32 protein-coding genes are annotated in these 26582 nt (G+C 35.5%); 25 read left to right on the forward strand and 7 right to left on the reverse strand.

The window, feature by feature from the left end; genetic code table 11:
- Positions 1-53: 53 nt before the first annotated feature.
- Positions 54-890 (reverse strand): excalibur calcium-binding domain-containing protein, encoded by an 837-nt coding sequence (locus QNH29_RS03495; RefSeq protein ID WP_283863465.1) that lies wholly within the window; start codon positions 888-890, stop codon positions 54-56.
- A 492-nt stretch (positions 891-1382) separates the two neighbouring features.
- On the opposite strand from QNH29_RS03495, the gene QNH29_RS03500 reads away from it, so the two are divergent.
- The 3 genes from QNH29_RS03500 (at position 1383) to QNH29_RS03510 (ending at position 3444) form a co-directional block, all read left to right on the forward strand.
- Complete coding sequence (locus QNH29_RS03500; RefSeq protein ID WP_283863466.1) at positions 1383-2369, forward strand: DNA/RNA non-specific endonuclease; 987 nt, start codon at positions 1383-1385, stop codon at positions 2367-2369.
- A 155-nt stretch (positions 2370-2524) separates the two neighbouring features.
- On the forward strand, positions 2525-2839 hold the full coding sequence (locus QNH29_RS03505; RefSeq protein WP_283863467.1) for a hypothetical protein: 315 nt from the start codon (positions 2525-2527) through the stop codon (positions 2837-2839).
- A gap of 146 nt (positions 2840-2985) precedes the next feature.
- A complete protein-coding gene (locus QNH29_RS03510) occupies positions 2986-3444 on the forward strand; it encodes a 2-thiouracil desulfurase family protein (protein ID WP_283863468.1) in 459 nt (152 codons plus the stop codon).
- Positions 3445-3705: 261 nt separating this feature from the next.
- On the opposite strand, the gene QNH29_RS03515 is transcribed toward QNH29_RS03510, so the two are convergent.
- On the reverse strand, positions 3706-3843 hold the full coding sequence (locus tag QNH29_RS03515) for a hypothetical protein (RefSeq protein WP_283863469.1): 138 nt from the start codon (positions 3841-3843) through the stop codon (positions 3706-3708).
- Positions 3844-4049: 206 nt separating this feature from the next.
- Between QNH29_RS03515 and QNH29_RS03520 the strand changes: the two genes are divergently transcribed.
- From QNH29_RS03520 to QNH29_RS03560, 9 genes are all read left to right on the forward strand, one after another.
- The gene (locus tag QNH29_RS03520) at positions 4050-10013 is read left to right on the forward strand and encodes a DNRLRE domain-containing protein (RefSeq protein ID WP_283863470.1); all 5964 of its coding nucleotides are present in this window, start codon (positions 4050-4052) and stop codon (positions 10011-10013) included.
- Between the two features lie 13 nt (positions 10014-10026).
- Positions 10027-10470: a DUF4304 domain-containing protein gene (locus tag QNH29_RS03525; RefSeq protein WP_283863471.1), complete on the forward strand. Its 444-nt coding sequence runs from the start codon at positions 10027-10029 to the stop codon at positions 10468-10470.
- A gap of 387 nt (positions 10471-10857) precedes the next feature.
- A complete protein-coding gene (locus QNH29_RS03530) occupies positions 10858-11151 on the forward strand; it encodes a hypothetical protein (protein WP_283863472.1) in 294 nt (97 codons plus the stop codon).
- Positions 11152-11293: 142 nt separating this feature from the next.
- Complete coding sequence (locus tag QNH29_RS03535; protein ID WP_283863473.1) at positions 11294-11791, forward strand: hypothetical protein; 498 nt, start codon at positions 11294-11296, stop codon at positions 11789-11791.
- A 348-nt stretch (positions 11792-12139) separates the two neighbouring features.
- Complete coding sequence (locus tag QNH29_RS03540) at positions 12140-12691, forward strand: recombinase family protein (protein ID WP_283863474.1); 552 nt, start codon at positions 12140-12142, stop codon at positions 12689-12691.
- Positions 12692-12955: 264 nt separating this feature from the next.
- Positions 12956-13516 (forward strand): hypothetical protein, encoded by a 561-nt coding sequence (locus QNH29_RS03545; RefSeq protein ID WP_283863475.1) that lies wholly within the window; start codon positions 12956-12958, stop codon positions 13514-13516.
- Positions 13517-14607: 1091 nt separating this feature from the next.
- The gene (locus QNH29_RS03550; RefSeq protein ID WP_283863476.1) at positions 14608-14916 is read left to right on the forward strand and encodes an immunity 53 family protein; all 309 of its coding nucleotides are present in this window, start codon (positions 14608-14610) and stop codon (positions 14914-14916) included.
- A gap of 16 nt (positions 14917-14932) precedes the next feature.
- Positions 14933-15274, forward strand: a complete 342-nt coding sequence (locus QNH29_RS03555) for a hypothetical protein (RefSeq protein ID WP_283863477.1) — start codon at positions 14933-14935, stop codon at positions 15272-15274.
- Between the two features lie 156 nt (positions 15275-15430).
- Positions 15431-15970 carry a hypothetical protein gene (locus QNH29_RS03560; protein WP_283863478.1) on the forward strand — a complete coding sequence of 180 codons (540 nt, stop codon included), beginning with the start codon at positions 15431-15433 and terminating at the stop codon, positions 15968-15970.
- Between the two features lie 229 nt (positions 15971-16199).
- Here QNH29_RS03560 and QNH29_RS03565 read toward each other — a convergent pair whose 3' ends face one another.
- Entirely contained in the window at positions 16200-17036 is an 837-nt protein-coding gene (locus QNH29_RS03565; RefSeq protein WP_283863479.1) for an ATP-dependent DNA ligase, read from the reverse strand.
- 170 nt (positions 17037-17206) lie between these two features.
- Here QNH29_RS03565 and QNH29_RS03570 point away from each other — a divergent pair, with 170 nt between their 5' ends.
- Positions 17207-17509 (forward strand): hypothetical protein, encoded by a 303-nt coding sequence (locus QNH29_RS03570; protein WP_283863480.1) that lies wholly within the window; start codon positions 17207-17209, stop codon positions 17507-17509.
- A gap of 123 nt (positions 17510-17632) precedes the next feature.
- Here QNH29_RS03570 and QNH29_RS03575 read toward each other — a convergent pair whose 3' ends face one another.
- The 4 genes from QNH29_RS03575 to QNH29_RS03590 are packed head-to-tail and all read right to left on the reverse strand — an operon-like array spanning position 17633 to position 18579.
- The gene (locus QNH29_RS03575; protein WP_283863481.1) at positions 17633-18058 is read right to left on the reverse strand and encodes a hypothetical protein; all 426 of its coding nucleotides are present in this window, start codon (positions 18056-18058) and stop codon (positions 17633-17635) included.
- Positions 18059-18085: 27 nt separating this feature from the next.
- Positions 18086-18316 (reverse strand): hypothetical protein, encoded by a 231-nt coding sequence (locus QNH29_RS03580; RefSeq protein ID WP_283863482.1) that lies wholly within the window; start codon positions 18314-18316, stop codon positions 18086-18088.
- Entirely contained in the window at positions 18273-18458 is a 186-nt protein-coding gene (locus QNH29_RS03585) for a hypothetical protein (RefSeq protein ID WP_283863483.1), read from the reverse strand. The genes QNH29_RS03580 and QNH29_RS03585 overlap by 44 nt, the downstream gene beginning before the upstream one ends.
- Complete coding sequence (locus QNH29_RS03590; RefSeq protein ID WP_349654883.1) at positions 18421-18579, reverse strand: helix-turn-helix transcriptional regulator; 159 nt, start codon at positions 18577-18579, stop codon at positions 18421-18423. Before QNH29_RS03590 ends, QNH29_RS03585 begins: the two co-directional genes overlap by 38 nt.
- 210 nt (positions 18580-18789) lie before the next feature.
- Here QNH29_RS03590 and QNH29_RS03595 point away from each other — a divergent pair, with 210 nt between their 5' ends.
- The 12 genes from QNH29_RS03595 (at position 18790) to QNH29_RS03650 (ending at position 26556) form a co-directional block, all read left to right on the forward strand.
- A complete protein-coding gene (locus QNH29_RS03595; RefSeq protein WP_283863485.1) occupies positions 18790-19008 on the forward strand; it encodes a hypothetical protein in 219 nt (72 codons plus the stop codon).
- A 72-nt stretch (positions 19009-19080) separates the two neighbouring features.
- A complete protein-coding gene (locus QNH29_RS03600) occupies positions 19081-19356 on the forward strand; it encodes a hypothetical protein (protein ID WP_283863486.1) in 276 nt (91 codons plus the stop codon).
- Positions 19353-19604, forward strand: a complete 252-nt coding sequence (locus tag QNH29_RS03605; RefSeq protein ID WP_283863487.1) for a hypothetical protein — start codon at positions 19353-19355, stop codon at positions 19602-19604. The genes QNH29_RS03600 and QNH29_RS03605 overlap by 4 nt, the downstream gene beginning before the upstream one ends.
- Before the next feature lie 29 nt (positions 19605-19633).
- On the forward strand, positions 19634-19885 hold the full coding sequence (locus QNH29_RS03610; RefSeq protein ID WP_283863488.1) for a hypothetical protein: 252 nt from the start codon (positions 19634-19636) through the stop codon (positions 19883-19885).
- Positions 19886-20379: 494 nt separating this feature from the next.
- Positions 20380-20799 carry a hypothetical protein gene (locus tag QNH29_RS03615; RefSeq protein ID WP_283863489.1) on the forward strand — a complete coding sequence of 140 codons (420 nt, stop codon included), beginning with the start codon at positions 20380-20382 and terminating at the stop codon, positions 20797-20799.
- Positions 20792-21280 carry a hypothetical protein gene (locus tag QNH29_RS03620; protein ID WP_283863490.1) on the forward strand — a complete coding sequence of 163 codons (489 nt, stop codon included), beginning with the start codon at positions 20792-20794 and terminating at the stop codon, positions 21278-21280. The genes QNH29_RS03615 and QNH29_RS03620 overlap by 8 nt, the downstream gene beginning before the upstream one ends.
- A 15-nt stretch (positions 21281-21295) precedes the next feature.
- Entirely contained in the window at positions 21296-21898 is a 603-nt protein-coding gene (locus QNH29_RS03625) for a hypothetical protein (protein ID WP_283863491.1), read from the forward strand.
- Positions 21899-23249: 1351 nt separating this feature from the next.
- A complete protein-coding gene (locus tag QNH29_RS03630; RefSeq protein ID WP_283863492.1) occupies positions 23250-23975 on the forward strand; it encodes a hypothetical protein in 726 nt (241 codons plus the stop codon).
- A gap of 135 nt (positions 23976-24110) precedes the next feature.
- Positions 24111-24269, forward strand: coding sequence for a helix-turn-helix domain-containing protein (locus QNH29_RS03635; RefSeq protein ID WP_283863493.1), 159 nt, complete (start codon positions 24111-24113; stop codon positions 24267-24269).
- Positions 24270-24310: 41 nt separating this feature from the next.
- On the forward strand, positions 24311-25150 hold the full coding sequence (locus tag QNH29_RS03640; RefSeq protein ID WP_283863494.1) for a replication protein: 840 nt from the start codon (positions 24311-24313) through the stop codon (positions 25148-25150).
- A gap of 11 nt (positions 25151-25161) precedes the next feature.
- Positions 25162-26052, forward strand: coding sequence for an ATP-binding protein (locus QNH29_RS03645; protein WP_283863495.1), 891 nt, complete (start codon positions 25162-25164; stop codon positions 26050-26052).
- A gap of 315 nt (positions 26053-26367) precedes the next feature.
- The gene (locus QNH29_RS03650) at positions 26368-26556 is read left to right on the forward strand and encodes a hypothetical protein (protein ID WP_283863496.1); all 189 of its coding nucleotides are present in this window, start codon (positions 26368-26370) and stop codon (positions 26554-26556) included.
- Positions 26557-26582: the final 26 nt, after the last annotated feature.

Genomic DNA, 26582 nt, shown 5'->3' on the forward strand with positions numbered 1-26582 from the left:
AAGTTTAAAGAAAAACGAAAAAGAAGGTGCGTTAAATGCACCTTCTTTCTTTATCAGTTTGTTTCACACGCATACCCGTCTTTATCCCGATCCATTTTAGATGTATAAGCAGGATGATTTGAAGGAACTCCGTTTGGATAAACTGTCCTCAGGTCGGTGCAGTTGGCAAACGATGTCTGTGTTGCTTGCTGCTGTTGCTGGGCTGCCGCCTGAGCTTCTGCTTTAGCTTTAGCCTCTGCTGCTGCTTTGGCTTCCGCTTCCGCTTTAGCTTTAGCCTCTGCTGCTGCTTTGGCTTCCGCTTCCGCTTTAGCTTTAGCCTCTGCTGCTGCTTTGGCTTCCGCTTCCGCTTTAGCTTTAGCCTCTGCTGCTGCTTTGGCTTCCGCTTCCGCTTTAGCTTTAGCCTCTGCTTCTGCTTTGGCTTCCGCTTCTGCTTTGGCTTTAGCCTCTGCTTCTGCGGCTACTTTGGCTTCCGCTTCTTGTTTCGCCTTTTCCTCTGCTTCTGCTTTTTTCTTTGCTTCTTCCTTCGATTTTACCTTTGTTTCTGAAGCCTGAATATTGGTATCTTTTTTGTCACTCGGAAGCATTGCTGCGCTACCTAACCAGATGACCATTGCTCCTAACATAAGAAGGAATCTCTTTTTCGCTTTGCCGTTTCTTTTGAATAGTGCCAGAATTCCAGTGATGAGAAAAAAAATAAAAGCTAAAAATCCCAAGGCAAACACAACCATGATAAATGAGTTACCTGAAGCGAATAGCCAAATGATCAGACCGACTACCATCCATAAGAAATTTGTTTTTGCTTTCGGATTTCGTCTTCTAAGTCCGTTTATTCCGGATAAAAGAAAATATGCCGCTATGACAAATCCAACCCAGCTAAAATATGTTGCCAAGTAAAACTCCCCCTATTTGTATGTAAGTGCAATCAATTCCCTATTATTATATAGGAAATTTGTCGGTGTTGGGAGATTTTTTCATTTTTTCATATACATTCCCATTTTTTATTTAGAAGCCAGAAATCTCTATTCGGTAGTTTTAAATCCTAATGGACTATTAAAAAATCTGCATTACTGTATTAATAATGGTGATAATGGTTGTAGTTCGGTTAATTCCTGGTGCAGGAATTAAGGCTCCAATTGCCAGTATTGTAGGTGAGTTTCTTATTCAACTACGGGCAGTTTAATTGAATAAGGAATTTTACCATAACTAGGTTAATAACATTAAGGATTATCATATGGGGAATATAAATTTGTTGGATTTAAGATTATAAGGATTTCAGCTTTAGCGGAATCCTTTTTAAATTATAATATATTCGTTTTTTGAAGTGTTTTAGTAGTATAATAGTATTGGTATTTCTACAGATATTTACAAAAAGGGGATAATTCATGAAGAAATTAACCTACATATTTATGGCGTTTTTATTAGTTTTCCTCGCAGCTTGTTCATCAAATGAAACAACTGGCAAAGAGGAAAATGCTGAAACAAAGATAGAAGGGAAAAAAAAGGAACAGGATGTAGCTGAGGCTAAAGAAAAGGCAGAAAAATCGAATAGTGAAAGCGGAGACAGTCCTAGCGTTCCTGCCACTAGTACACCAACGATAACAAGTGTTAATGGTGACTTTGACTACAGTAAATATACACTAATTGAAGTAGATGGCGGAGATATGTCAGGTTCTAGAAAGCCGAATGTAAGAGTTGATGTCGGGTATGGTGACAGGGAATATTGGGCTTTTACAAATGAATACAGACAGCTAATTCGTGTTGAAGCAAAAAATATAACACCCCAAAATCCGAAAACTGAACATGTTTTATCGTCTGGGAGATACTATTCTGATGAAGCAAAGGTTCCCGGTACAGAGCGTCAAGAATTAGATGAAGGGCATGTGATTGCTGACTCACTTGGGGGAGTATCTAACGCATATAACATTACACCTCAAGATAGCATTCTCAATAGACACGGTGATCAAGCTTATATGGAAAAAGTGATTCGAGATGCAGGAGGTGCTACAGATTTCGTAGCAGAGATTCAATATCCAAATACTCAGACGCAAATTCCTAACCATTATAAATTCACGTATAAAATTCAGGGCAGATCCATTACTGATGAATTTGACAATGTAAACCCAGATGAAGTGAATAAAAATTTAGGGGAAACCAAAAGTACGAGCAGTACGCCACCTAAAACAGAAAATGTACCAGCAAATCAAACGGTAATTAGCAATGAAGATGTTAGTAAGGTGGATACCAATAATAATGGTAGTGTTACGATCGCCGAAGCAAAAGCTGCTGGCTTTAAAATGCCAATTACGCGTGATTCATGGCTCTATAAATATATGGACGATCGGGATGGTGATGGACTAATAGGTGAGTAAACAAATCGGCTATATAAACATATAACACAAAAATGAAGAAAGGCTGCTATTTTTGGCGGCTTTTTTCTTGTTGTACTAACGAAGCAGTTAAGTGGAAGAAGGATAATGGTTTTTTATGGTAATATAAATTAGAGATAAGAATAAGGGGGCTGACTATGGAAGGATTAGATATATACGATTGGTCAAGATTAGTTTTTATTACACTAATGATCAGTTTAATTGTTATTTTCATTATTTTATTGATTCAAAGGAAACGAAGCAACATTGTTAATGGATTCACAGTTAGTATTACTTCAATAATTTCAATAATTGTTTCTGGTATTAATCTTATTATTATGGGGTACATAGCTGATGAATTAAATTTAGCAGGGGACGCTATTTCCTCATATATGTTTCTTGTAATTTTAGGGTTAAGCATATTTAATTTGTTTATTTACTTTAAAAGTAAAAACAGTATTATTAGTGCCTAACAAAAAAATTTGTTCTTAAAATAACTGGTGCAAGAGTTGAAGAACGGAGCTGTCATTGTGGCAGCTTTTTTAATTGTGCTAACGAAGCAGTTTAGTACAATAAGTATTACAATGAATGGATTTATTTGAGAGGTGTGTTGTAGTTAATGATTTTGGTCAGTTCTTGTTTAGCTGGATTAGAAGTACGGTATAACGGTACACATAGCTTAGATAATAGGATAAGTAATTTAGTTGGAGAGAATAAAGCTGTTACTATCTGTCCCGAACTGCTTGGTGGATTTTCAACCCCAAGGGAACCTGCTGAAATAGTAGGCGGAGACGGAGGAGATGTACTGGATGGAAAGGCTAAAGTGGTTGAGAAATCTGGTAATGACGTGACCGAACTTTACATAAAAGGAGCTTATGCTACTTTAGAAAAAGCTAAAAAAATTAACGCCACAATAGTTGTTCTCAAGGAGAATAGCCCATCCTGTGGTAGTTCAATGATTTATAATGGTGAATTTAGGGGTAACAAAATTGTTGGTAACGGAGTTACATCAGCCTTACTTAAAAGAAATGGTTTACAAGTAATTTCAGAAGAACAATTTGTTGAAAATTTCCTTTAGTTATTCAACTAACGGGTGCTTTAATCAAATAACTTTAGGAGAAGTTTGAAAACAGAAGAAGCCCTTACTCACAAGTAAGGGCATTTTTCATTTAAATCGTCTCCGAAACAGCTCTAAAATATCCTTTACTTTCAAGTTTCATAAGAACTAAATTTCAATGTTTAAAATCTGTCTCCACTACAAAACGGCAAGGATTATTTATCTCTAATTGTTTCTTGATAAAAAGCTGTATTTGGCACAGTTACTTTATCGTATAGGCATTTAGACATGAATCACCTTCCTTTTCAGGTTGTAACTAGGGATAATTTCATCAACTACTACTTTTGGAGCACGTTTTGATAATCGGATGTTTTGCATTTTGATCACTTCGTATTTGTTAGTCATCAATGCAAATTCCATCAGGAGTTTTGCCTTTGACCTGGTAGTTTCTCCGAGCATGTGCAAGTTATCCTCTATAAGTCCGTGGTCTTTGAATCAAAAGGTCGTTTTTAGTCGAAAGTTGTATGTAATTATTTGTTGTAGTATGTAATAACTGAATAGTAAAATTTAACCATTAATGTAAAGGAGGAGTAACAAATATTCTTATACATAATAGGGGGATAAAGATGAAACAAGTGCAAGCAAAGTTAATACCTGTATTAATAACAATTATGCTATTACTTTCATTTTTGCCGATGAAAACTTTAGCAGAAACAGACGAAACTAAACCAGTTTTCCCTCCTCAAGTAGAATTTCCCGCAAAGGGATCAAAAGATATTGTAAAGGAGGATACTGAAAAGAGAGAAGAAAATGTTAAACACTTTTTATTAAAGGACCATACATATGAGGCGGATGTATATCCTTTTCCAGTGCATTACAAGGAAAATGGTCAATGGAAAGACATAGATAATACGCTAGTAGAATCTACAGATAGCGAAACTAACGGTCCGGTTCTTGAAAATAAGGCTAATAATCTAAAAATTAAATTTGCAAAAAAGACCAATCAAAACGATCTTGTAAGAATCAAAAGTGGGAATTATATCCTTGGTTGGAATCTTGATAATATCCAGGATGCACAAGTGGTTCAAGATAAGGTTAATATCCCAGGATATGATCGTTTCACAAATGATGAAAAAAAGAGAACGCTAGAAAAGATTGGTTCTTCCGTCACTTATCCAGAGGTAATGCAGAATACAGATTTACAATATATATTAACTTCTGGCAGTGTTAAAGAAAATCTTATTCTAAAAGATGTACCAACCATTACTCAATATTCATTTCTTTACAATGCACAAAATTTAACGGCTGAGATAAAGGATAATATTATCTATTTCTATAGTGAAAGTGATCCAACTCAAGTTATTTTTAAAGTTGAAGCCCCATACATGTATGACCAAAACAATGAAATATCTACAGCTATATCATTAGAACTTCAGAAGGGCGGAAATCAATATCAGGTAATCTTAAAGCCAGATATGGAATGGTTACAGTCAACAGACAGAAAATATCCAGTAATTATCGATCCAACCGTAGTGACTTCTTTAAGCCCAGTTGATATATTCGATAATCATGTTTCTCAAAATTATCCGACCACAAACTATTATAATAGCACAATATTAAAGGTTGGTAACGGAGCTTCCTCGGGCATTAACCAAACTTTTATTAAATTTAAATTACCTACAATTTCCTCTGCAAACGTTATTACAAAAGCAAATTTATATTTATCTTTGTTTAACCCTAATACTTCAGGAAGTCAAATTAATGTACACAAAGTCACCCAAGATTGGAATGCGAATACCATTACCTGGAATACCAAGCCTGCATTTGATAATAAGGTTCAAGATTATCAAATTGTAAACAGTAATACAAAAACCGATTACATATGGGATATTACAGGAATTGCAAAACAATGGTATACAGATCAACAAAACTTTGGATTGATGTTAAAGGCAAATAATGAAACGGGAAACTACACAGAATTTTTCTCCTCTGACGTATCCGAAGCTTATGCGGGTTATCGACCTGTTGCTGCCTTTTACTATGTAAATAATAGCGGATTAGAGAGCTATTGGACCTATCACTCTCAAGATATTGGACGAGCCGGCACGGGGTATATCAATGATTATTCAGGAAATCTCGTACTAAGTCATAATGATTTAAGCATGAGTGGAATGAGAATGCCTGTTTCCATTACTCATGTCTATAATAGCAATGATCGTTTAGTAAACCTCAAATATGGTTTAGGATGGCGATTAAATCTAAGTGAAAGAATTGATGCGGACTTTACTCTAGATCTATATTATTTCACAGATGAAGACGGAACAAGACATTATTTTAATTTTGATAATGCAACAAATTCCTATAAAGATGAAAATGGCCAAGATTTAACGATGACGATTGACGCTGCTTCTAGCACTGAACGATTTAAAATCAAAGATAAATCTGATAATCAATTAAGCTTTAATTCATACGGCTATTTAACCTTTATTAAGGATAATAATAACAATAAAATTACTTTAGGATATTCAGGTGATTATATAGTAAATGTTACCGATGGAGCCGGACGGATAACGACGTTAAAACGTGATGCAACTTCGAATAATCTAACTCAAATCATTGATCCAAGCGGTAGAATTACGTCTTACACCTATACTGGTTCAGACTTAACCAGAATTACCTATCCTGATGGAAAGTATAGTCAATACTCCTATGACTTGAATCATAATCTCATTGAAGCAAAGAATTTTGATGGCTACAGAATTAATTATTCTTATTATCCAAATGCGCCTTTTCGGATTCTAAAAGCAACAGAGACCCATATCAATAGCAGTCAAGTAATAACCAATGGTCAGTCCTTACAATTTTCCTATGGGAGCAATACTACCTCTTTTGTAGATAACATTGGGAGAAAAGAAATCTATCAGTTTAATGATAGAGGACATACCGTTAGCATGAAAGATGTAAATGGAAACGCTCAGCATTATAAATATAATACAAGCGGTTCCAATGTTAATAAGCTCTCTGCAGCATCCAAATTGCAAAGAACAACTGTAAATTACCTGTTAAATCATAATGTGGAGACCACTGGCTCATGGACTGCTGGAAAAGATGGCGGTGCGGGTACAACCGGGTATAGTACGGATATGAGTTATATGGGCAATCAAAGTACCAAACTAACAAAAACGGATAGGGTAAGCAGACAATATAGCACACAAATAAATACCCTAACAAAAGGAAAAACGTACACTTTTTCAGCCTATGTCAATACAGTCAATGTTTCAAATACAAACGGAAAAGGAGCCCTTATTTCTTTTTATTATCACGATAAAGCAGGGGCTTGGCAGCAAATCGATTCTGAATATGTAAATGGCACTACAACTGATTGGCAAAGGCTACAGGTCAGCTTTACCCTTCCGTCTGATGCGTTAGACGGTACGGTATTAACGAGATTAACACTTTTAGAGGAAACAGGTACCGCCTATTTTGATAGTATGCAGCTAGAGGAAGGAAGCATTGCCAATCGTTATAACTTAGTAGAAAATGCTGATTTTAGCTATGGGTCAACTTTCCCAACCTATTGGAACCAGGAATCGGGTAGTGCGTCCTCTAATATTTATACAACTGTTGGCGGCGGTCCTTCTTATATGGATAGCAAAGTGTTTGGAATTGCTGGGAATGCAAACGAGCTTAGAAATATTAATCAGACCATTAAGGTAAAAGGAAAAAAAGGTGATATCTTTACCTTTGGCGGCTGGACTAAAGGTGACTCAATTCCTATCACAGATTTAAATAGGTATTATGCATTGGTCCTAGGGTTTAAAAAATCGGATGGGACTTATCAATATATTCGCGCAGGATTCAATCAGGATTCCTCCGATTGGCAATATGTTTCAGACACCGCTACTGCCGATAGTGATTATTCAGAGGTTACCATCTTTGCCACCTATTATCATAACCAGAATACCGCCTATTTTGATGGTCTTCAATTATACTTCGAACCATTTGAGAATCAGTATAGTTATGACAGTAAAGGAAATTTAATTACATCAAAAGATATTAAACAGATTCAATCATCTTTTACGTATTCAAGTGCGAATGATTTAACTCAATACACAGATCCATTAGGAAATGTATATAAATATACTTATGATACTAAACATAATGTATTAACTTCGGTATCACCTAAAAATATTGTTTCGAGCTTTAGCTACGATTCTTACGGCAATACCACTGGAACTTCAATAAAAAGTTCGGACGGATTATTAACTATTGATGGTAGTACAACTTACACTTCGGATGGTAATTATATTTCAACCATCAAGGATGCGTCTGGCAATGTCGTTTCGAATAACTATGACTTGAAAAAAGGGACACTCATTGATTCAACCGATCCGTATAGTCGGAAAACAATGTATACCTATGATCCAAACACTGATCAATTATTGAACGTTTCCAAAACAGTTGATCAGCAAACTTCAACAAATAGCTATCAATATCAAAATGACTTATTAAGTGGAATTACCCAAAATGGCACTTCGATTGGATTGCAATATAATCTGTTTGGAGACACCACAAAAGTCAATATTGGCTCCAAAAGCTTAGTAACGAAAACCTATGATAATTCAACACATTTGTTGCAAAGCAGCCAATATAGTCTTGGTGATACTATTTATTATGGATATGATAATGCAGACCGCATTACGTACAAATCTTTAAATCAATCACCTAAAACAAACTCAAGTGTGATTCCGAACTTCAGTTATGAGTATGACAATAACGGAAATCTTGGGATCCATACGGACCGTGATAATAATGTTTCTTATCGTTATGATTATGATATATTAAATCGAATTACGAAAATACAAGATTCATTGGGCAATAGCTTTGAGTATACGTACAATGCTAATAACCAAGTCACTAAGGATGAATTTAGTACACCAAGCAACACTTATACAACTTCATATTCATACGACAGCGAAGGGAATCAAACTTCTGTTTCGTTTAATCAAAGCAAAATAGATTATGGTTATGATACATTAGGACGACTCCAGCAAAAAACGATTAATTTAACAAGTGGAGATTATACTTCCTCTTATACGTTTAAACCAGGTGTAGCGTCCGGGAAAACAACGAATTTAGTTGATACTTATAAAAATGGTGTGAACAGCCCTATTTCGTACACGTATGATAAAATGGGGAATATCGAGACGATTACGCATGATGGAAAGACCATCACCTATGCCTATAACGAATTGAGTGAATTGTTACGAGAGGATAATCCTGTTTCCGGACAAACCATCGTGTTCACCTATGATGTAGGTGGAAATATCAAAACCAAAAACATCTATGCCTTTACCAGTCCATCCCAAACTCCGGCAAATCCGGTTAAAACATACACATATCAGTACGGGGATACAAACTGGCGAGATTTGTTGACATCGATTGATGTTACAACCTATACCAATGGAACACCATCAACAGTCAATACGCAAATAGCTTACGGCCAAAATGGAATAGACAATCCAACCTCCTATGGCAGCAATACTTTAACTTGGACTTGGGGCGATCAGCTGAAAAGCTTCTCAAACGCAAACTACGGTCTGTCGTATTCCTATAACGATGGTGGCTTCCGTACCAAGAAGGTTGTGACGAATAAACAAACAAATAGTACTGTCACCACCAACTATATTTTAGAAGGTGACAAAGTTGTCTATGAAATGGATGGAACCAATAACATTCACTATACCTATGATGCTGCAGGTATCCTTTTAAGTTTAAATGTAAATGGTACCGAATACTATTATCTATTCAATACCCAAGGAGATATTATTGGTCTAATTAATGGTAGCGGAAGTCAAGTCGTATCCTACCAGTACGATGCTTGGGGAAATAGTACGTCGATCAGCGGAACCTTAAAAGACACCATTGGGAAGCTCAACCCATATCGATATAGAGGCTATCGATATGATAGTGAAACAGGATTATATTATTTAAATGCCCGTTACTATAATCCAGAGTGGGGGCGATTCCTCAACGCCGACAGCTTTGGTGGCCAGCTAGTGGCATTATTATCTCATAATGTCTTTGCATATGGATTGAATAATCCAGTTATGATGGTCGATCCAACTGGAAATATTCCTGTAGATTTTGAGGAACGTCGTTACTCTCGTTTATCAAGAATAAAAATGGTTGAATATATACCTGAGGTAGTTAGGATGGAAGTACCTTGGGGTGTTGGGTCAGTTAGAACTGGTGTTAAAGTAGTTAGTACTGTTTCTAAGGTAGTAAATTCTTCTACTAAGGGTATAAATAATACTAAACCATATACCAAATCAAGTTTGAAACTTGGACAACAAATGCATAAATCGTATAAAGTAGATGATGTTTTAGAAGGTGTAAGAGAAAAAGAATTTCGTTTACCAAGTGGAAAAAGAATTGACTTTATTGATTTTGAGAAAAAAATAATATACGAACTAAAACCATATAACCCTAGAGCAATGAGACAAGGTAATAGACAGCTAGAAAGGTATAAGAAAGAGGTTGAAGAGATATATGGTGGAGATTGGAAAACAAAATTAGACGTGTATTGAGGTGATTAGAGCAGTGGAAAAAAAAGAATTTAAAAAAATTATTAATGACTGTTTATTATCAAACGGTTTCGTTAAAAAAGGTAAATTTTATTATAAAGATAGTAATGAAGTTATATGCTCTTTAGGATTACAAAAATCAAACCACTCAAATTGTTACTATGTGAATTTGGGGATAGTAATAAAAGAAATTAACCCTAGTCTAGAATGGCCAAGAGATGTTGATGGTGATATTAGATGTAGGTTCTACTTTGAATTTGATGGGAATAAAGTTGCCTGCTTACCAATAGACCAAATAAGCGAAAATAATGTTATTATTACTTCTTTAGAGAAAAATATTTTGGAATTAGTTGACCCATCATTAAAACTTGAAGGGCTTAAAAAACTATTAAATGATAAGCCAGTCCTTTTATATCAAACTAAAATGGTAGTTAAAAAGCACTTAGGCATAGAAGAATAAAAAGATAGCCATAGGGGAAACTCTCTATGGCTATTCTTATACCCATTGACTATTTTTTTGTCCTATATTATAAATGAGGTATTTTCCGTATTTCCTCTGTCAAATAATCCTTGGATTTTTTTATGCGTACAATTAGTATTTTGCATTGTCAAATGCTTGAGTTTTGGGATATACAAATCAATCTAATTATATAGACTTACTAGAGCAGTATAAAAATCATAGTAATATTCTTGTGAGAGAAGCAGCGTATAACGCTATAAGTAATTTGTGTAGTAATAGATGAAATATTATTGTTGAACTAACGGAGCAGTTTAATTGAAGAAGGATTTTTGCAAATGCAAAGTGAAATATTAAAAAAGAAGTGCAAGTTTTAGGGGGAGAAATAAAATGAAAAATCTTATAGATTCATTTTTAGAAGATGAGATTTCTGACCAAGAATACTATGATGGGATTTATGAATTTATTGTTTCTTTTAACATTAGATGCGGAGAATACGAAGGCAACCGCTTTATTATTAAAAAGATGGACCATATAAATTTTTTTATTTTTGACGAATATGTTTACCCAGAGGATGGACATAGGGAAATTCATAAAACAATTTCAATTTACAAAGATAATTTAATCAAACTAATTAATGAGTATGCCAAAAAACAGGGCTTAAAATTAAGGGATTCTTATTAAGCTAACGGGGGCTTGAGTTGAAGATGGAGTTGCGGCACGCAGCTCTTTTTTTCGTTGATCAACTAACGAAGCAGGTTAGTTGAGGAACGGTGTAGAATTTTAGTTTATAATGTTAATTACATATTTATATGAGGTGAATTTAGTGTTTACGGTAGAAACCTATATTAATTCATTAAAAGACAATCTAGAAAAGAATACAGAAAAATTAATTCAAAATTTAAAGGCAATAATTAATTATAATTATTACAACGAGATAGATTTATTAGATTTCTCGGTCTTTATGCAACCATTCGAACTTTCCATTATGATGTTTTCTATGGACAAGGAAGCAAATGAAGTCTTTTATCAAGGAAACGATAGCAGTATTTATGCGGGGAGTCTTAAATTACTTGGAGAAATAGAATACCACCAACTTCCTGATAACAAGTCCGACGAATTTTGGGGATTTTATGAACAGAATGATGAGGTCATATCTACAAGTGAAGAACAAACTATTGTGGAATGGTTTGTTGCCTGTTGGGACAAAGCAGGGGGGCACAGTTTTACATTACCTGCATATTTAGTTTTCCACGATGATGTTAAATCTTTTGATTTACATAGAAATAAATGGATATCGGATGATGAAAAGTGGTCGGATTAATCCTTAAAGGAAAGAACCTCTTGTTGAACTACCATGAAAATAAGTTTCCTTTATACATGAAAAAAGACAATACTTAAGAAGACCCTGCACAAAAAAAAGAGAAGGGCGTGACTGGATTAAGGTCAGTATCAGTATTGACAGTTCTTAACCATTTTCATTCTTTGTGGTGCAGCTCTGCTGCATGGGTGGCTAACGGGTAGCTTTAGTATAACAAAGGACTGTCAATAGACGGTCTTTTTTTATGTAATGAAGTGTCATAACTTAAAAGTTTTGACTACGAAAAATGAAAGTGATAAGATATGGGTATCCAAAGGTGTCATAACTTATATTCATAAGTGAGGTGGAAAAATGAAATATGGATACTGTCGTGTTAGCACTTTAGGTCAGGATTTAGAGGTGCAAATAGAAAGGCTACTAATGGAGGGCTGCGACAAAATAATCGAGGAAAAATTTACTGGTACAAAGCTTGAGCGACCCAAGTTTAGTAAATTGATTAAAGAGTTAAAAGAAGGTGACACTTTAGTAGTGACTAAACTGGATCGGCTTGCCAGGAATGTAAGAGAAGGAATTGATGTTGTTGAGGAATTATTCAACAAGGGTGTTCGTGTACATGTACTGAACGTAGGATTACTTGAAAATACAACAATGGGACGATTCTTCCTGCAAACGATGTTAGCGGTAGCGGAAATGGAAAGAAATATGATTGTAGAACGAACCCAGGAAGGGAAAGCATTGGCAAGGCAGCGTGAAGATTTTAGAGAGGGCAGACCAAGGAAATTTAAGAAGGCACAAATAGAGCATGCACTGAAGCTCCTTGAAACACATTCTTATAAGCGAGTAGAGGATATTACCGGCATTAGTAAAAGTACGTTAATAAGAGCTAAAAAACGACAGGTGTAGTTTGACCAATGTTATGGCGGGAATAGAGTAAAAAAGGGTCGACCATCATGGTCGATTTTTTGATGGCATTGTATAACAACACCATTTGGTGGCAGCAGTAATGCACCATATAATATTTGCAATTCCGTTTTACTATTGTAATTTCAGGCGCCGTAGCTAGGAATCCAGTTGCCATCGTTGTTGCGGTCTTCGTTCTTGAACTAACGATGCAGGTTAGTTTAAGAACATTAGGGTATATTACTTTTAAAAAAGGGAGTAACCTTAATGAAAAAGCTATTCTTAATTAGTTTGTATATGTTATTTTCTTGTAGTCTTTTTGTGTTATCAGGAAATCCTGTTTATTCACAAACTACTCTCTCAGATAAGGTTGAATATCTGTATCCTGCAAATAAGGAAAAAGTTTTTCATGAAACTGAAGATGAATTTTATCAAGCATTAAGAGACCTAAAGTATCCTGTGCATCAAGAGTTTTACAGAAAACACTATAAGTTTTTTAAAAAGCATAAAAATAAATATGGAGATATGGATGACGCTCTTTTTAAAGACATTCCCGATGCAACAGTAAATTTTAGAAAAAAGGTACTGTTTCAAGAGGTGGAAAAATTTAATTATGTAACTTGGGATGGAAATGGTATTCTTACTACATATCCAGATATAAAAATGAATCAGGCAGTCAGTCCAGATAGACAGGTATATTTTTTCTATTCTTTTAAAGATACAGATAAAGAGTTTAGGGGAAGATGTGCGGTATATGATGTTGAAACAAAACAATTGGTTGCTGGCGGAGCTGCCTACATTAACAAGCAACTAAAAGTAGGAAAGTGAGCCAAATTCATCATAGCTTTATTAATTTCTTAATGCTTGTTGATACTAACGGATGCGATACTTCAGTAAAGAGGTATCGCATTTCTTATTGAACTAAAGAAGCAGGATAGTTGTGCGAAATGTTTCTAGCTTAAATGGAGGATGGTCACATTTCTCTGGTAAAGGCTAGACAGTTCCTGTCGGAACTGAAGGATTATATCGAAGAATCAAATGAGGGGGTAACGCCCTGAAGGGTTCTCTCTTAGTCGAATAGCACTTGATTTAGTAAGAATGATAGTGTTATAAGCTCGGCGAAAAGGCGTGAGAATTTACCGTAACAGGTTAAGCTGACGAAAGCCTACCCGATGGGGTGGTGTAAATCATGATGCTTGAGTTGAATGAATATGGTGAGAATGCGAAAAAACCTAAAAGAAATGGTTAAGCTGACGAACTTCTGAATGTACGGGTCTATACCTGCGATACATAGAAATGTGTATATCACCAAATTGTGAGGTTAGATGTGGGTGAGTAAAAATAACTAATATGAAAATCCATGATACGTTACAGGCGTATGAAAGCTAACAGGCTTACAGGAAGCACCTAAGTTCATTCTATAATAGATATAATTCAACGTTGTAAGCTGATAACGTGGAGGGCTTACTCCCGAAGAAGCGTTGGCAAGGAAAGCAATGATGACATTAGTAATTGTATAACTTGTCTTTATATCAGTGAAAGTGGTGGCACAGTACCAATGAAAGGTCTAATCAGCCTGGAGGGATAGCCACTAGACTAATGAAGAATCATTTAATCATGCAAGGCAAATCTTTATCGGTTAATAAGGTTCTTGTGAGACTAATAGAGGTTCACCTCCTAAGGGAGGCACCGACTTATTAAAACGGAAGAATTGAGACATGGATGAGGCTGCGATTTCAGAAGTGTTGATGATTAAATCGAATTGGATTAGTTGGAACGCCGTATGAGGTGAAAGTCTCATGTACGGTGTGAACGGGGGGAAAAGGGAGCGATAACTTCAAACCCTTACCTATCTGTATAAAGAAGGAAGTCGCACTATTGATATAGAATAACAAATTAACACGAGGGGAGGAATCAAGATGGATTCATTAATTTGGCTACAAAAATGGTTTGCAAAGCAATGTGATGGCGATTGGGAACATAGTTATGGCATAAGTATTGAAACTCTTGATAACCCTGGTTGGAGAGTAAAGATAAGCCTGCAAAATATTGATGTAGAGCAAAAAGACATTGTAATATTAAATAGTGAACGCAATGAAAGTGATTGGATTCATTGTAAAATTGCCTATGATAAAGAACTGGATGGTATCTATTTTTGGGGCTATGGTGGTATAGAAAATTTAGGGGAAATTTTAGACAGCTTCAGAAGATGGGTTGATTGCCGTTAATAATGGGGGAAAAAGGATGGATAATGAGATTACCAACAGACAATTAATGGAACTGTTTTTAGATACTATTCAAAGATGTGGAACGCATTTATACAATATGGATGATGAAACGATTGAATACGAAATTTTTGAAGAATTTGATATAGGCGTTGTGTCATTTTTACACAATGACAGCCTATCCAAACTCTATAGTGCTGGATTAATTAGCTATGAAGTAATGCAAAAGGGTTTAGAATTAAGGCAGAAAGTACAAGACTTACAGAGCTCAGGACTATGGAATATGGAGGCATTAAAAAGAAGGAATGAATGGAAGCAAGTTTTCATTTTAAGTGATGAAATAAGAACAATGTTAGATTAGTGACTCATAATCCCCTTTTATTATTCAAGTTACGAATCCTTTGCTGCAACAACAGCTAAAGCCTTTTTCTTCTTGTACTAATGGAGCAGTTTACTTTAAGACCTGAATCTGAATCTCAATAGAAATTTAATAAGTCAGAGGAGTTGATAAATATATATGGCTAATATGGGTTTTCAATTTCATGCAACTAAAAGTGAAATCATAGAAGTTGTTAAAAAATCACAAAACTTGTTCGATTTATATATGTTTTCTATAAAATTATTTCCAGAATTTGAATACTTTTTGATATCTAAAAATGAGTTTGCAGAAAAACTGAGCTTTTTAAATGATAGTGATATGATTTTTTTATCTGTATCCAAACCAGATATAATACCAAAGGAATACTATGATTTTGTTAGATCAAACAAAGAAAGTCTAGTATTCCAATTTGGTAAACAAAATGATAACTTCTTAACAGAATCATCAATAGGCACTTTGGCGGATGATAATGAAGCGTTGAAAAAATGGAAAAAAATAATTAATGATTTTAAGAAAACAATGTTAAAGGGAGCTTGGATTTATAATGATTTAACTGATACAAAGGCTTTTTATAAGAATCACTATTATACTGAAACAGCACAAAAATTGTATAAAGAGGGTGCTGAAATAAGGCAATTTGTCGGAGGATCTACCTTATATCATTTAATTCAGGATTAATAAAGCTACATGGCATTTGGAAAGTCATACATAATAAAAGTTTGTGAAATAATGTACTTAAACAAACGGGTGCTTTAGTTGAATAAGAGCCGTACCGCCGCTAAAATCTATATGGGAATAGGCTAGGTAGAATTTCGCCAGACGTATTCTATACCCCATCATTCAATTCAATATTTATGCCCTTTGCTAATGTTCGAGTATAGTTAAAGCCCTCATCAATGGAGGGCTTTTATGCATTTATAGAAATGTATGATGGAAGTCGAAGAAGACCAGCCTTTGTTGTATTTCGATATTTCACAAAACATGATAAAGGTTCTATAAAGACAAACTTATGATTCTCGTCTTTCTTTGGCATTTGGGAGATTTTCTTTCTCTCCTCTTTTGGCATCCCGAGCTCCAAAATTCCAGCATATCTTCCATCTTCATATGATAAAAGCAAGCCAAATTCCTCTTTTCGGAATCCGTTTACAATCACATTTGCGTATTGGTAATTAATCACTTTTAGCCAGGAGTATGACCGTTTGCCAATTTCATAAGTGCTGTCCTTCTTCTTTAGGACAATCCCTTCGAGGTTTTGCTCTTTAATGAGTTCAAAGAGGGTAGTACCGTTGCCATCAATGCTCATTACTTTAGATAGAATGGGTGTATTAACCGGTATGACCTCATTGAGTATTTCCTTCCGTTGATAAAGGGGCAAATGGGTTACCTTTTCTCCTTTATGGTATAGAACGTCAAATACCACGAAGGATACTGGCTCATGCTTGGCAAAATAATTCACTTTGTCTGAATTGAACACAGAAAATCTACTCATCACAGCTTCGAAATCAGGTTTGCCTAATGAATCTGTTACCACTACCTCGCCGTCCAGAACTGTTCCTTTGGGTATGTTTAGGTTCATGAGTTCAGGGAAACGAGTGGTAATATCGGTATTATGGCGGGTATAAAGCTTTTTATCTTCTATATTTGAATAGATGAGACGGAACCCATCCATTTTAAGTTCTGAAACATAATCCTGATGATCAAACGGTTCATCCGTCTTATGGAGTAGCATTGGGCTAATAAACATAATTTCACCTCAAATCAATGATACTACGAAAATGCATAACTGGAATTAGGGGATAAATGGAATTACCAGTCAGGGAATACAACAGCTGTAAATAATTCAATTTAAGTTCATAATTCTTCCAGCCAACTGAACCTGCAAGCCTCATAATAAAGGTAAAAGGAGTGGTTGAAATGAGCCGTATTGTTATCATGGAAGTGGCAATGAAAGAGGAATTACCTGATTTATATGACATCTATTTTGGGGGAAAGGTACTACTTCAATATGAAGAGGAGATTCCTTGTATAGTCGTAGGAACAACATCAAAGATGGGTAAAGATACTGCAATTGAACTTTTAAGAGGGTGTGAACAGTTTAAAGCCTATCACAAATATCTCTTTGGAATTGAAGTAAAGTCATTTGTTACGGATGATAAACAGTTTAAAAAAGTGAATAATTGGTTGCGCCATTTTCATCCAAATGGAATTTATAGATAACCTGCAGATGTGAAAATGTTACAGATAGATTGGACAACAGTATGGGTCAATTTTATTAGGTCCCCAGGACATTAACTTAAGTATTAAATAAGAAACTGCCCTTCCATATCGGAGGGGCATTGCTTATAACGATGGTTTATTAAAAATAGTACCTAATATTTTTGTAGTAGAAAATAACAGTGAAACAAACCCAATAATCGTTAGTACAAAATAAAAAATTAATACCAGCCGGTAAACTAGGATTTGTGGGAAATAAGCCAAATAGAAAGTACCAAGATTTAATACAATAAAATAGAACATTATACCAAGGTAATTAAAGTATTTATCCTTATTACCTTTTAAGTCTGATTTGTTTTGGACTATTAAACATGCAACCACTAAAGCCCCTAAGCCAATTGCAACGCTAATATTTAACTTGGCTGATTCTTTCATTAATTCAGAGAAAATTGCTGGACTTTTATATGTACCTGACAAAGAACCGATAATAATAAGTATTGTCACTATTACCAAAGTGAATAATGTTTTAGCGTTTTTTAGAATTGTTGACAATGATACTCCTCCGTAAATACAACCTTTTCATTCAAGAGACGGTTGCGCTGTTTTCTCTAGGTTCATAACCAGCTGCGTAAAATCCTCTCCATCTACAATTACCTTTTCCAATAAACATGGATAAGGATGTTCTTTTTTTATCCACTTCCAAAATTCATAAGCTACTTCCTCAGGTTTCCTATTCTTTAACGGAAAGCTTCCCCTACGTAAGACACTATTGTCGTTCGTCGTGTAGAAAATCTGAATCAGTAAGTTCATTCTCTTCAACCTCGTACAATTTCTTCAACATTTTATCTGTTTCCATTGTCACATCGTAAAAATGGACAATCCTTTGAATATCGTTAGGAGTATATCCATTTTCCTCAAATTGTTGAATCAGTTTCTTCCACTTCTCGTTCATAGAGATCATCCACCTTTACTCCTAAAAAGTCGGCTAATTGAAAAGCCTTATCGAGCGATGGTAAGGTTTTTCCGGTGCTCCAATTTGACAATGTATTAGCAGATACTCCAAGCTTTTTCATTATGTATTCCCTTTTGTACGGTGATTGTTTAATTAATTGCCCAATGTTGCTTTTATACATATGAACACCTCACCATTTAATTCGACAAAATTCAATGTCATCCCTTTAACAATATTACTTACAAGAAAATCAAACTATTTTTGTGATAGATAGTTATATATAGGTCATAGCGCTCATACCATTTAGTAATCGAGTGAAAGGAGGAAAAAAATGAGCAACAAAAGAGTAAAATCGGTTTCTTTTAATATAACCAATCCACAGGAGAAAGAGTTTTTAGAGCGCCTCGAAAAAGAAAAAATAGAGTTTAGTGGTTATGTTAAGGAATTAATATTAGCAGATGTGCAGCGACGAAATGCACCGCTTAAAATCGTCAAACGAAACGAAAGCGGTGGCATTAAAATAGTCGTTGGTAATACCTCTTCCCATTAAGATTCCACAGTACCACTGTAACACGCTTGACATTGTCAATCGTCATGACGATTTCAAAAGGGAGGGTTCGTAATGATAGAAGGGAAGGGGCTTGGTGGCAAGCGGGTTCATAGGGTGAACGTCTCGCTGACAAACAAGCAGGCATTCAAACTAAACCGCCTGGCTACAGCATGCAACATGAAGCCAACGACACTGGCTGCAGTGCTTATTGAAAAGGGGCTTAACGATGATAGGCTTGTCTCAGAGTTGCAAAAGGAATATTGCACCGAAAAAGCTTATCGAGTGGTCCTCGTCAAGGATAACGGTGAACTGAACTACGTATTGTACGGAAGAGAGGACATCTCATGAGCTGGATCAGTTATATTACAGGCGGTATGACTGTGATATTGGCATATGCGTTTTATGCGGTAGGGATGGGAGACGGAGAAGAGGAACTTTGCGAAGAAGAAAATAATGTGGTCGTTAACGACTTCTCTGGAAGATACGTGACTTTAAGCTGCCAGACATGCAGGAAGTTGAAGAGACACAAAGAAGTCGAGCCAAACCTGTTTCAGTGTACGAAATGCAAGCGGCACGTTGATATAAGGTATGCTTAATAAATTTAAAGTTATAGGGAGAGAATGCCATGAGTAGTGAGGATTACAATAGATTTACTAAAGCGGAGCTTATTAAGGAAATTGAAAATTTACAGGCGCAAGTTGAATATTTAGAAGAAAGACAAGAGGATTTTGAGGATCAACTTGAAAAATTAAAGACTGAAAATGAACGTCATAGTAGGAGCATTCATGATTATGAACAAAAAGAAAGAGAAGAGGAGGTATACAGTCAATTTCCCCATATGAGACCATTATGGATGAGAAAGGGCTTTGACTATTAGATGCTTAATTTTACAAACCAGTGACCGTGTTCGTTTGGGTTCCTCATTCTAAAATATATGAACATTATTGTCTTAAAGCCGCCATTAAAACTTGGCGGTCTTTTTTTGAGTTTAATAGCTCATAAGAATAACCACAAAATTAGTCCTGTTTTTCTGTGTTTCCTGAAATTTTCCCCATTGTTTAATCCTACCCTCTCCAGTAAAATAATATCATTATAACTGCAATTTTGTCGGGTGATTATCTAAATTAATATAACCATCCTCAATAAGAAAGCGCGAATCTTATAATAGGTTCGAGTATTAAGGAATGAATATTCTGAAATATTTAAAAATATTAAATTAATTTTTACCAAGTGACATATTTCGACAAAAATAATATGTTTTAAGGTATACTATATGGGTATAGGATGTTTATATTCGCTTATTTCGGAAACACTTTTAAGAGTGTTTTTATTTTATCCTATTTGGGACAAGTAATACTGGAGGTATATATTATGCCTAAAATTTCAAGTTTCATGTATTGTCAGACCACAAAACATGAATATCCAGAATCAATAACTCCTTTAAACATCATTCCGATAGAATCAAAACCAGGTAGGTTTTCTTTTTCTGTTGTTTACTCAATTGTTGGATTCGATCCGAATAAAGATCATGATGGTTATGTTATTTTTTCTGATCCCAAGGGATTACCTATACTTGAGACAGAAAAATATAAATTACCTGTTGAAGAAAATCACGACAATGTAGTTGGTGACGTTGCTGGAAATCTGCTAAGTGGTGTTACAATGGCAGTGGAATTCGGTAACTTATTATTGGAGAATGAGGGTCTTTTTAAAACAGAATTAATTTTTGATGGTGAGAAGTTAGGGGAATTTTATATTCCTGTAGTTTTAGGAGGTGAAGAACATGAGTAATCTTGCCTATGCAACTCTTAATGAAAAAGAAAATTATTCAATTAAAAAAATGGTTATTAATGGTACAATGGCAGCGTGTGTTGCTACGTCTGGAGTAGCAATCGTCGGTCAATTCTTTACAAAACCGACAAAACCTAGACCTATGCCATTAATTTCGTCAGCCAATGTAAAACAAACAGCAAATATCATAAAGAGTGTCCCACTTTCATATACTAGGCCTAAACCTTATGCAAGATCAAAAACTTTTGTGTTAAGGACCGTTGCTTCAAAGGGGGCGAAATCAGGAATGATGGAACATGAAAAGGATCAGGTGAAAATGATTTCTTCATCGTCTTCATTCACAGGGCCTATTATAGGACGTGAGAGGAAACCGTTCGAGGAACTTGGTACAGAAAGAATAATAAAGAATCAAATCCAATCCAAGGGAATTATTGAATCGACGTTTTCATTTACAGGTCCTATTAAAAGACCATTGTCCTAGGGAGTTGAAAGTATTTTGTCTTCGAATTGGTATGTAGAAATAGATGCATCAGAACATATAAGTCAGGGAGATATTTTTCTAAATGGTCCCATATTTACACCAATCCCAACTTTAAAATATTCTAGGACTGGTGCAGGAAGGTATAATGATTGGGGATTAACAGGACTGAATACTAATATAGGTACTGCTAGTTTTGTTGTTATGAATCAAGCTTGTGATTTAGAGAGAGACCCACCTGAAACGGTGATAGTTGCCCAATTACACGATATGCTTTCAATGGAGTTAGAAGAGGGAAGAACAAGGAAGTCTTTTGTAAGTGAAGTACATGCCGGAAAAAGACCTAATTACTCAATAATCGGTGAATATTCAGGTGAGTTTGAAACGATAAGAATGACTTACCAAATCGTTGATTTTTCATCTATATTTACATTACCATACGCACTTTTAGCAGATTATAGTCAAAATTATGGACCAAGGCTTAGGTTAAATACTCCACATCGGGAACTCTTATCTCAGCAATTCGGGTATTATTATTCAAGGATTGGATTACCTAACGAGGACTTCATTAATAAAAAGCAATTAGAGGAAGTCATTAAAGAAGCAGAAAAGGACTCTTAAGTTTGAGCCCTTTTTTTATGTCTGCTAATTGTCCGCATATTTGTCCGCAATATATCTTTGTTTTATTTAACATTATTTTAATTAGGTCATGACAAAACCCTTTATTAATATGGTTTTTTATTATTTATTTATTCCTATTGTATATGCACATGAATGGGCGGCATGATGTAAACATTTAATCAAGAAACATATCTAAGGATTTACTGGCCTCAATTCCAGAGAACCGTTTGTAAATACCATCTTTTTACGGGCACCATCCATATACACCACCAACGGTCACCCGTGGTACCTACACATTGCACTTTGATGTCTGCTTAATTCATTGATCGTAAATAAAGAGACTTAGATACCATGATGATCCTCATTTCCCATTAGTTGTTTTCCCCAAGCTATGTTGCCGAATGTTCTCGGGTGCAGCCGATGCCATGAGTGAAGTACTCGATATGCCTCTTTGCTGCCTAAATTATTGGGCAAACCGGTTGTCTGAGTAGTCGATAGCCGACCAGTAGGCAGAGGATTCCCCGGTAATACCTTTTCTATCACATAAATATCTTAGACAAATACCAACGAGGACGCGCGAGTCTGAGGTGCACACACTGTCGATGAGTCTTTATGAAGAACAGTGAAGACATTCAATGTTGACTAGTAAATGCCACTTTCTAAGCCACTGAAGATAGTTTCTACTACGTTGGCAAGTGCCAGCCGCTTGTTGGAACCACGTCATGGATGAGTATCTGCGGTGCTCATCATTTGCCCATATTGAGCCACCAACCGTGAATATCCTTTCCTGCCATAATATGAAAAATAACCCGTGAATTTGCTGTTATCTGCGAGTGCTGGGCTATGGGGAAAACCGATTTTGGATGGGGTTATTGCTGTGCCCAGCCACCGTTACCAAATTGACTGACCTCGTGAATTGAGATAGCCAGAGAAATATCGTTTTCTTGTTAAGGATTTCCCAGACGTAAGATCATGTCCCTTCAGAGTCAAACGGATATTGACTTATGCAAAAAACTTGGTTCCAAGTGTCTGTTTGATTACTTTTCAAGGACAATTGATATCAGTTTCCTCGTTGATGGACACCTGAGTGAAGGTGAAAGGTCCCGAACAGTCTGCGTCCTACATAGGCGGGCTTTCATAATCAATTTCATCGGCGTGAGTGCCATGGCACACATGACGGCAACCATTGGTGTTAAAGACATTCGCAGCTCGCCATGGATTAAGCGACCGAAACAATCATTGGTAAGAAGATACGAGAACAGTATTATTTAAACAATGTAGTGTTTATACATAATATAGCGTTTGTGTTAGGGTAAAATAATGCATAAATAAATTAAAGAGAGGTTAACCCATGGATGGTAGCAATTACTACATCGGTTTAGGTGGACAGTTAGTAAATAGAGATTTAGAACAAATGGGTCATCAGTCATTCTTTTTGCGGACTTTAATAGAAGAAATTCCAGAAGTATTGGATGGAATAAAAGAAATTTATTTTGAGTTTGAAGCTATATGTGATTCTTTGGGAAAAGAAAGAAACAAATCACTTCTTCTTTATACAATTGAAGATATTAATGCTACTCAATCAATAAAAAAGCAAATAGAGGATTGGGCAAAACGATGGTACATAAATGAGGAGTGGATATTTACATATTTATTCCAGACTTTTATGGTTTGGTATGAAAATGAAAAAATGAAGTTTAACATAATCATGTTTAATTCGGCCGTTGGGAATGCTAGGGAAATACTCCAGAAAGAAAAATTAAATGAAAAAATAGAATTACCAAGATATAACCCTATTTTACAAACAGAAAAGGAATATCGAGAAAAGGTTGAAAAATTAATTTCCAGTCATATAAAGAGGACAAACCAGGAATTTGAGGAAAATGGGTACATATGCTCAAAGGAAAAAAAAACAAATGAACATTACACATGGCTTGTGTATTATCACGTTTTAGGCTGGACCTTTGATGAAATTGCTGATCAATTTTTTAAAAACAAGGCAGCAACGGTAAGGAAGGAAGTAAATTATATTTATGAAGTTATTGGAATTAATAAGGATAATAGAAAAAAGAGATAATATTATACTCTAAAATAATTATTTTGTGAAGACCCTTAGTGTAAAAAGCTAAGGGTCTTCTTGTTATTTTGTCGTCCTAGTATTCTAGAGTTGTACTAAGTTGAAAGGAAGTGATTTAAATTGAATTTGTTAAGAATGAATGAAGTTGCTGAGATTTTAGGTGTTTCCCGCGATAGGGCATATGCACTCGTTAGAAAAGGAATCTTACCTGCAGTGTACTTAGGCAGGCAAATAAGGATAGAACCAGAACAACTCTCAAATTGGATATCAAAAGGAGGAAAAGCAAATGAATGATTCTCTGGTGACTTACTAGATTAATTTGAGGGTGAGGTATTATGGCTGACGTACAGTTGGAGAATGGTTACACAATGATGGCTAATGAAATATTTGAACAAATGGCAAGAATCAAATTGAGCCCAACCCAATACCGTCTGCTATTTGTTATTTGGCGATATACTTACGGATTTAAAAGGAAAGAACATCGTTTGTCTTTGAAGTTTTTAAGTCAGGCAACCGGTTGTGATCTAAGACAAATTCAGCGCGAATTAAAGAGTCTAGAAGAAAGGAGAGTGATTATCCAGGATATTAAATCCGGCAGTTACAGAAAAATTTCTTTTAATAAAAATCATGACACATGGATTGGTAAAACAGCCATTGGTAAAACAACGATTGGTGAAATAGACAGTGGTGACATAGGTGAAAACGTCAAAGCTTCCCTTGGTGAAACTGACAACCAAGAAAGAAAAAAAGAAAATATTAAAGAAACTAATGATGAGCATATGGACCAGCCTAATCCTTCCAAAGAATTTGAAAAGTATTTTGGACTTCTCCAATCAGGGGCCTTCTCGAATCAAATTAAAGAATGGGTTCATAATAGTCGGTTTCAAGAACCTGAAGCCATTATTTGTGAGGTGATTAAAAGGGCAAAATTAAATTCACCTAAACAACCAGTCAAATATATTCAATCTATTTTGGTCAGCTTACACAATTCGGGTCTTTTCACTTTAACAGCTGTTCAGGATTTCAATGCAAAGTTTGATCAAAAGGTAAAGCACGTTAACAAAAGCCCGCAGCAGATATCATTAAAACGGCCTGACCATTGGAATGAGCCGGAAACCTTAACAGATGAAGACTTATTTAAATTAAGAGAAATAGAGGCAGAAATGCCTTACTAGGGGGAACGTGTATGCAAAGCGCAAACAGCTTTCTATCTAAGGGAATGGATGATATTTACAGAAAATTTGTTATGCGTTCTGTACCTAAATTAAAGGGACAGAAGTTTGAAACGAAATTCCAGGCTGGAATGCTAATGTGCCCTGGTTGTTTTCAAAGCGGAAAAAATGGGACTGGAGCGGTATATTTTCGCCTTAACACAGATGACGATTGGATTCAGGTTGGTGAGATTTCTAAGTGCACCAAATGTAGGGAAGTTGAGGTACTTAAAGAATATCAGAATAAGAGTTTGGAGAAGCAAATAAGAGAAATAGGAGCCCGATTGATGTCAGAGTATTTTATTCTTCCGAATGATTTAAGGAATGCTGGTTTTAAGAACTATCTAGAGACAAACAATGTTAACTTAAGAGCGAAAAAAGAGGCTGTACAGTACACCAAAACCTTTATTGATAATATAGATGAACGACATAATCTATTAATCATGGGAAACCCGGGAACTGGAAAATCACACCTTTGCGCTGCTATTGCAAGAACAGTTAAAGAAAAAGGGATTGTTGTAGGGTTTTTAACAACTGGTCAGTTGCTATCAAAAATCAAAGCTACTTATCAAAATGGAGCAAGCAAAACAGAGAAAAAAATATTCGAAGATATAAAAAAATTAGATCTCCTTATCCTTGATGATTTAGGATCTGAAGCAAAAGGGGGAAATGATGATTGGAGGAAATCAATGATCTTCGAGGTAGTAAATAGCCGGATTGGACTTCCGACTATTTATACCAGCAACTTGACGGAAACTGACCTACCCGTGGCAGTGGGAGAAAGAGTCTATAGCCGTCTATATAATAATACAAAATTTATTGATTTGTTTACAGATGATTATCGGAAAAAATTAATGATCAAGTAGCAAATAATGTTAACCTGCACCATTAGGCGCCATCAAATTTTTAATGTACTAAATTCAAGGGTTGCTACAGAATCGCGGTCACCGCAACTCCTGAACGGCGGACGCCCTTAGTCAAATACATGCACGGCGCAACTTGTATATGAAATCAAGCTAGGTTCTGTCCCTAAAATTACCATCACTGAGTGGATATTCACATCACCAATAATAATTGGGTTTATATAGGAAGTTGTCGAATGCTACCAACTCAATATGGGAACCAACGGAAGCAACATATAACGATGATTTTTCTTGCTAAGAGAATTGGAGGATATAGTAATGAAAAAATTTGAAATTGCGTTCACTATTTATCAAGATGGTTATTTGGTGATTGAGGCAGAAGATGAGAATGAAGTTGAGGTTATTTACAATAACATGACCATTGCAGAGCTTCGGACCAAAACAGAAAACTGGATTGAAACAAAATCATTTACACGTGATATCGGTATCGATGAAATCGAAGAGTAAGCAATGATTAATTCCAAAATCAACAA

Origin of the sequence: Neobacillus sp. DY30 (assembly GCF_030123065.1) — a bacterium.
Lineage (GTDB): Bacteria > Bacillota > Bacilli > Bacillales > Cytobacillaceae > Neobacillus.

Excerpts from the sequence above, each read along its gene's own strand:
- QNH29_RS03600 (WP_283863486.1), top strand. The coding sequence starts at position 19,081 with ATGATAGAAGGGAAGGGGCTTGGTGGCAAGCGGGTTCATAGGGTGAAC.
- QNH29_RS03605 (WP_283863487.1), top strand. The coding sequence starts at position 19,353 with ATGAGCTGGATCAGTTATATTACAGGCGGTATGACTGTGATATTGGCA.
- QNH29_RS03560 (WP_283863478.1), top strand. The coding sequence starts at position 15,431 with ATGGCTAATATGGGTTTTCAATTTCATGCAACTAAAAGTGAAATCATA.
- QNH29_RS03635 (WP_283863493.1), top strand. The coding sequence starts at position 24,111 with ATGAATGAAGTTGCTGAGATTTTAGGTGTTTCCCGCGATAGGGCATAT.
- QNH29_RS03590 (WP_349654883.1), bottom strand. The coding sequence starts at position 18,579 with ATGAAAAAGCTTGGAGTATCTGCTAATACATTGTCAAATTGGAGCACC.
- QNH29_RS03580 (WP_283863482.1), bottom strand. The coding sequence starts at position 18,316 with ATGAACTTACTGATTCAGATTTTCTACACGACGAACGACAATAGTGTC.
- QNH29_RS03595 (WP_283863485.1), top strand. The coding sequence starts at position 18,790 with ATGAGCAACAAAAGAGTAAAATCGGTTTCTTTTAATATAACCAATCCA.
- QNH29_RS03570 (WP_283863480.1), top strand. The coding sequence starts at position 17,207 with ATGAGCCGTATTGTTATCATGGAAGTGGCAATGAAAGAGGAATTACCT.
- QNH29_RS03550 (WP_283863476.1), top strand. The coding sequence starts at position 14,608 with ATGGATTCATTAATTTGGCTACAAAAATGGTTTGCAAAGCAATGTGAT.
- QNH29_RS03615 (WP_283863489.1), top strand. The coding sequence starts at position 20,380 with ATGCCTAAAATTTCAAGTTTCATGTATTGTCAGACCACAAAACATGAA.
- QNH29_RS03500 (WP_283863466.1), top strand. The coding sequence starts at position 1,383 with ATGAAGAAATTAACCTACATATTTATGGCGTTTTTATTAGTTTTCCTC.
- QNH29_RS03610 (WP_283863488.1), top strand. The coding sequence starts at position 19,634 with ATGAGTAGTGAGGATTACAATAGATTTACTAAAGCGGAGCTTATTAAG.
- QNH29_RS03630 (WP_283863492.1), top strand. The coding sequence starts at position 23,250 with ATGGATGGTAGCAATTACTACATCGGTTTAGGTGGACAGTTAGTAAAT.
- QNH29_RS03515 (WP_283863469.1), bottom strand. The coding sequence starts at position 3,843 with ATGGAATTTGCATTGATGACTAACAAATACGAAGTGATCAAAATGCAA.
- QNH29_RS03555 (WP_283863477.1), top strand. The coding sequence starts at position 14,933 with ATGGATAATGAGATTACCAACAGACAATTAATGGAACTGTTTTTAGAT.
- QNH29_RS03520 (WP_283863470.1), top strand. The coding sequence starts at position 4,050 with ATGAAACAAGTGCAAGCAAAGTTAATACCTGTATTAATAACAATTATG.
- QNH29_RS03545 (WP_283863475.1), top strand. The coding sequence starts at position 12,956 with ATGAAAAAGCTATTCTTAATTAGTTTGTATATGTTATTTTCTTGTAGT.
- QNH29_RS03640 (WP_283863494.1), top strand. The coding sequence starts at position 24,311 with ATGGCTGACGTACAGTTGGAGAATGGTTACACAATGATGGCTAATGAA.
- QNH29_RS03510 (WP_283863468.1), top strand. The coding sequence starts at position 2,986 with ATGATTTTGGTCAGTTCTTGTTTAGCTGGATTAGAAGTACGGTATAAC.
- QNH29_RS03530 (WP_283863472.1), top strand. The coding sequence starts at position 10,858 with ATGAAAAATCTTATAGATTCATTTTTAGAAGATGAGATTTCTGACCAA.
- QNH29_RS03505 (WP_283863467.1), top strand. The coding sequence starts at position 2,525 with ATGGAAGGATTAGATATATACGATTGGTCAAGATTAGTTTTTATTACA.
- QNH29_RS03540 (WP_283863474.1), top strand. The coding sequence starts at position 12,140 with ATGAAATATGGATACTGTCGTGTTAGCACTTTAGGTCAGGATTTAGAG.
- QNH29_RS03620 (WP_283863490.1), top strand. The coding sequence starts at position 20,792 with ATGAGTAATCTTGCCTATGCAACTCTTAATGAAAAAGAAAATTATTCA.
- QNH29_RS03565 (WP_283863479.1), bottom strand. The coding sequence starts at position 17,036 with ATGTTTATTAGCCCAATGCTACTCCATAAGACGGATGAACCGTTTGAT.
- QNH29_RS03585 (WP_283863483.1), bottom strand. The coding sequence starts at position 18,458 with ATGAACGAGAAGTGGAAGAAACTGATTCAACAATTTGAGGAAAATGGA.
- QNH29_RS03650 (WP_283863496.1), top strand. The coding sequence starts at position 26,368 with ATGAAAAAATTTGAAATTGCGTTCACTATTTATCAAGATGGTTATTTG.
- QNH29_RS03645 (WP_283863495.1), top strand. The coding sequence starts at position 25,162 with ATGCAAAGCGCAAACAGCTTTCTATCTAAGGGAATGGATGATATTTAC.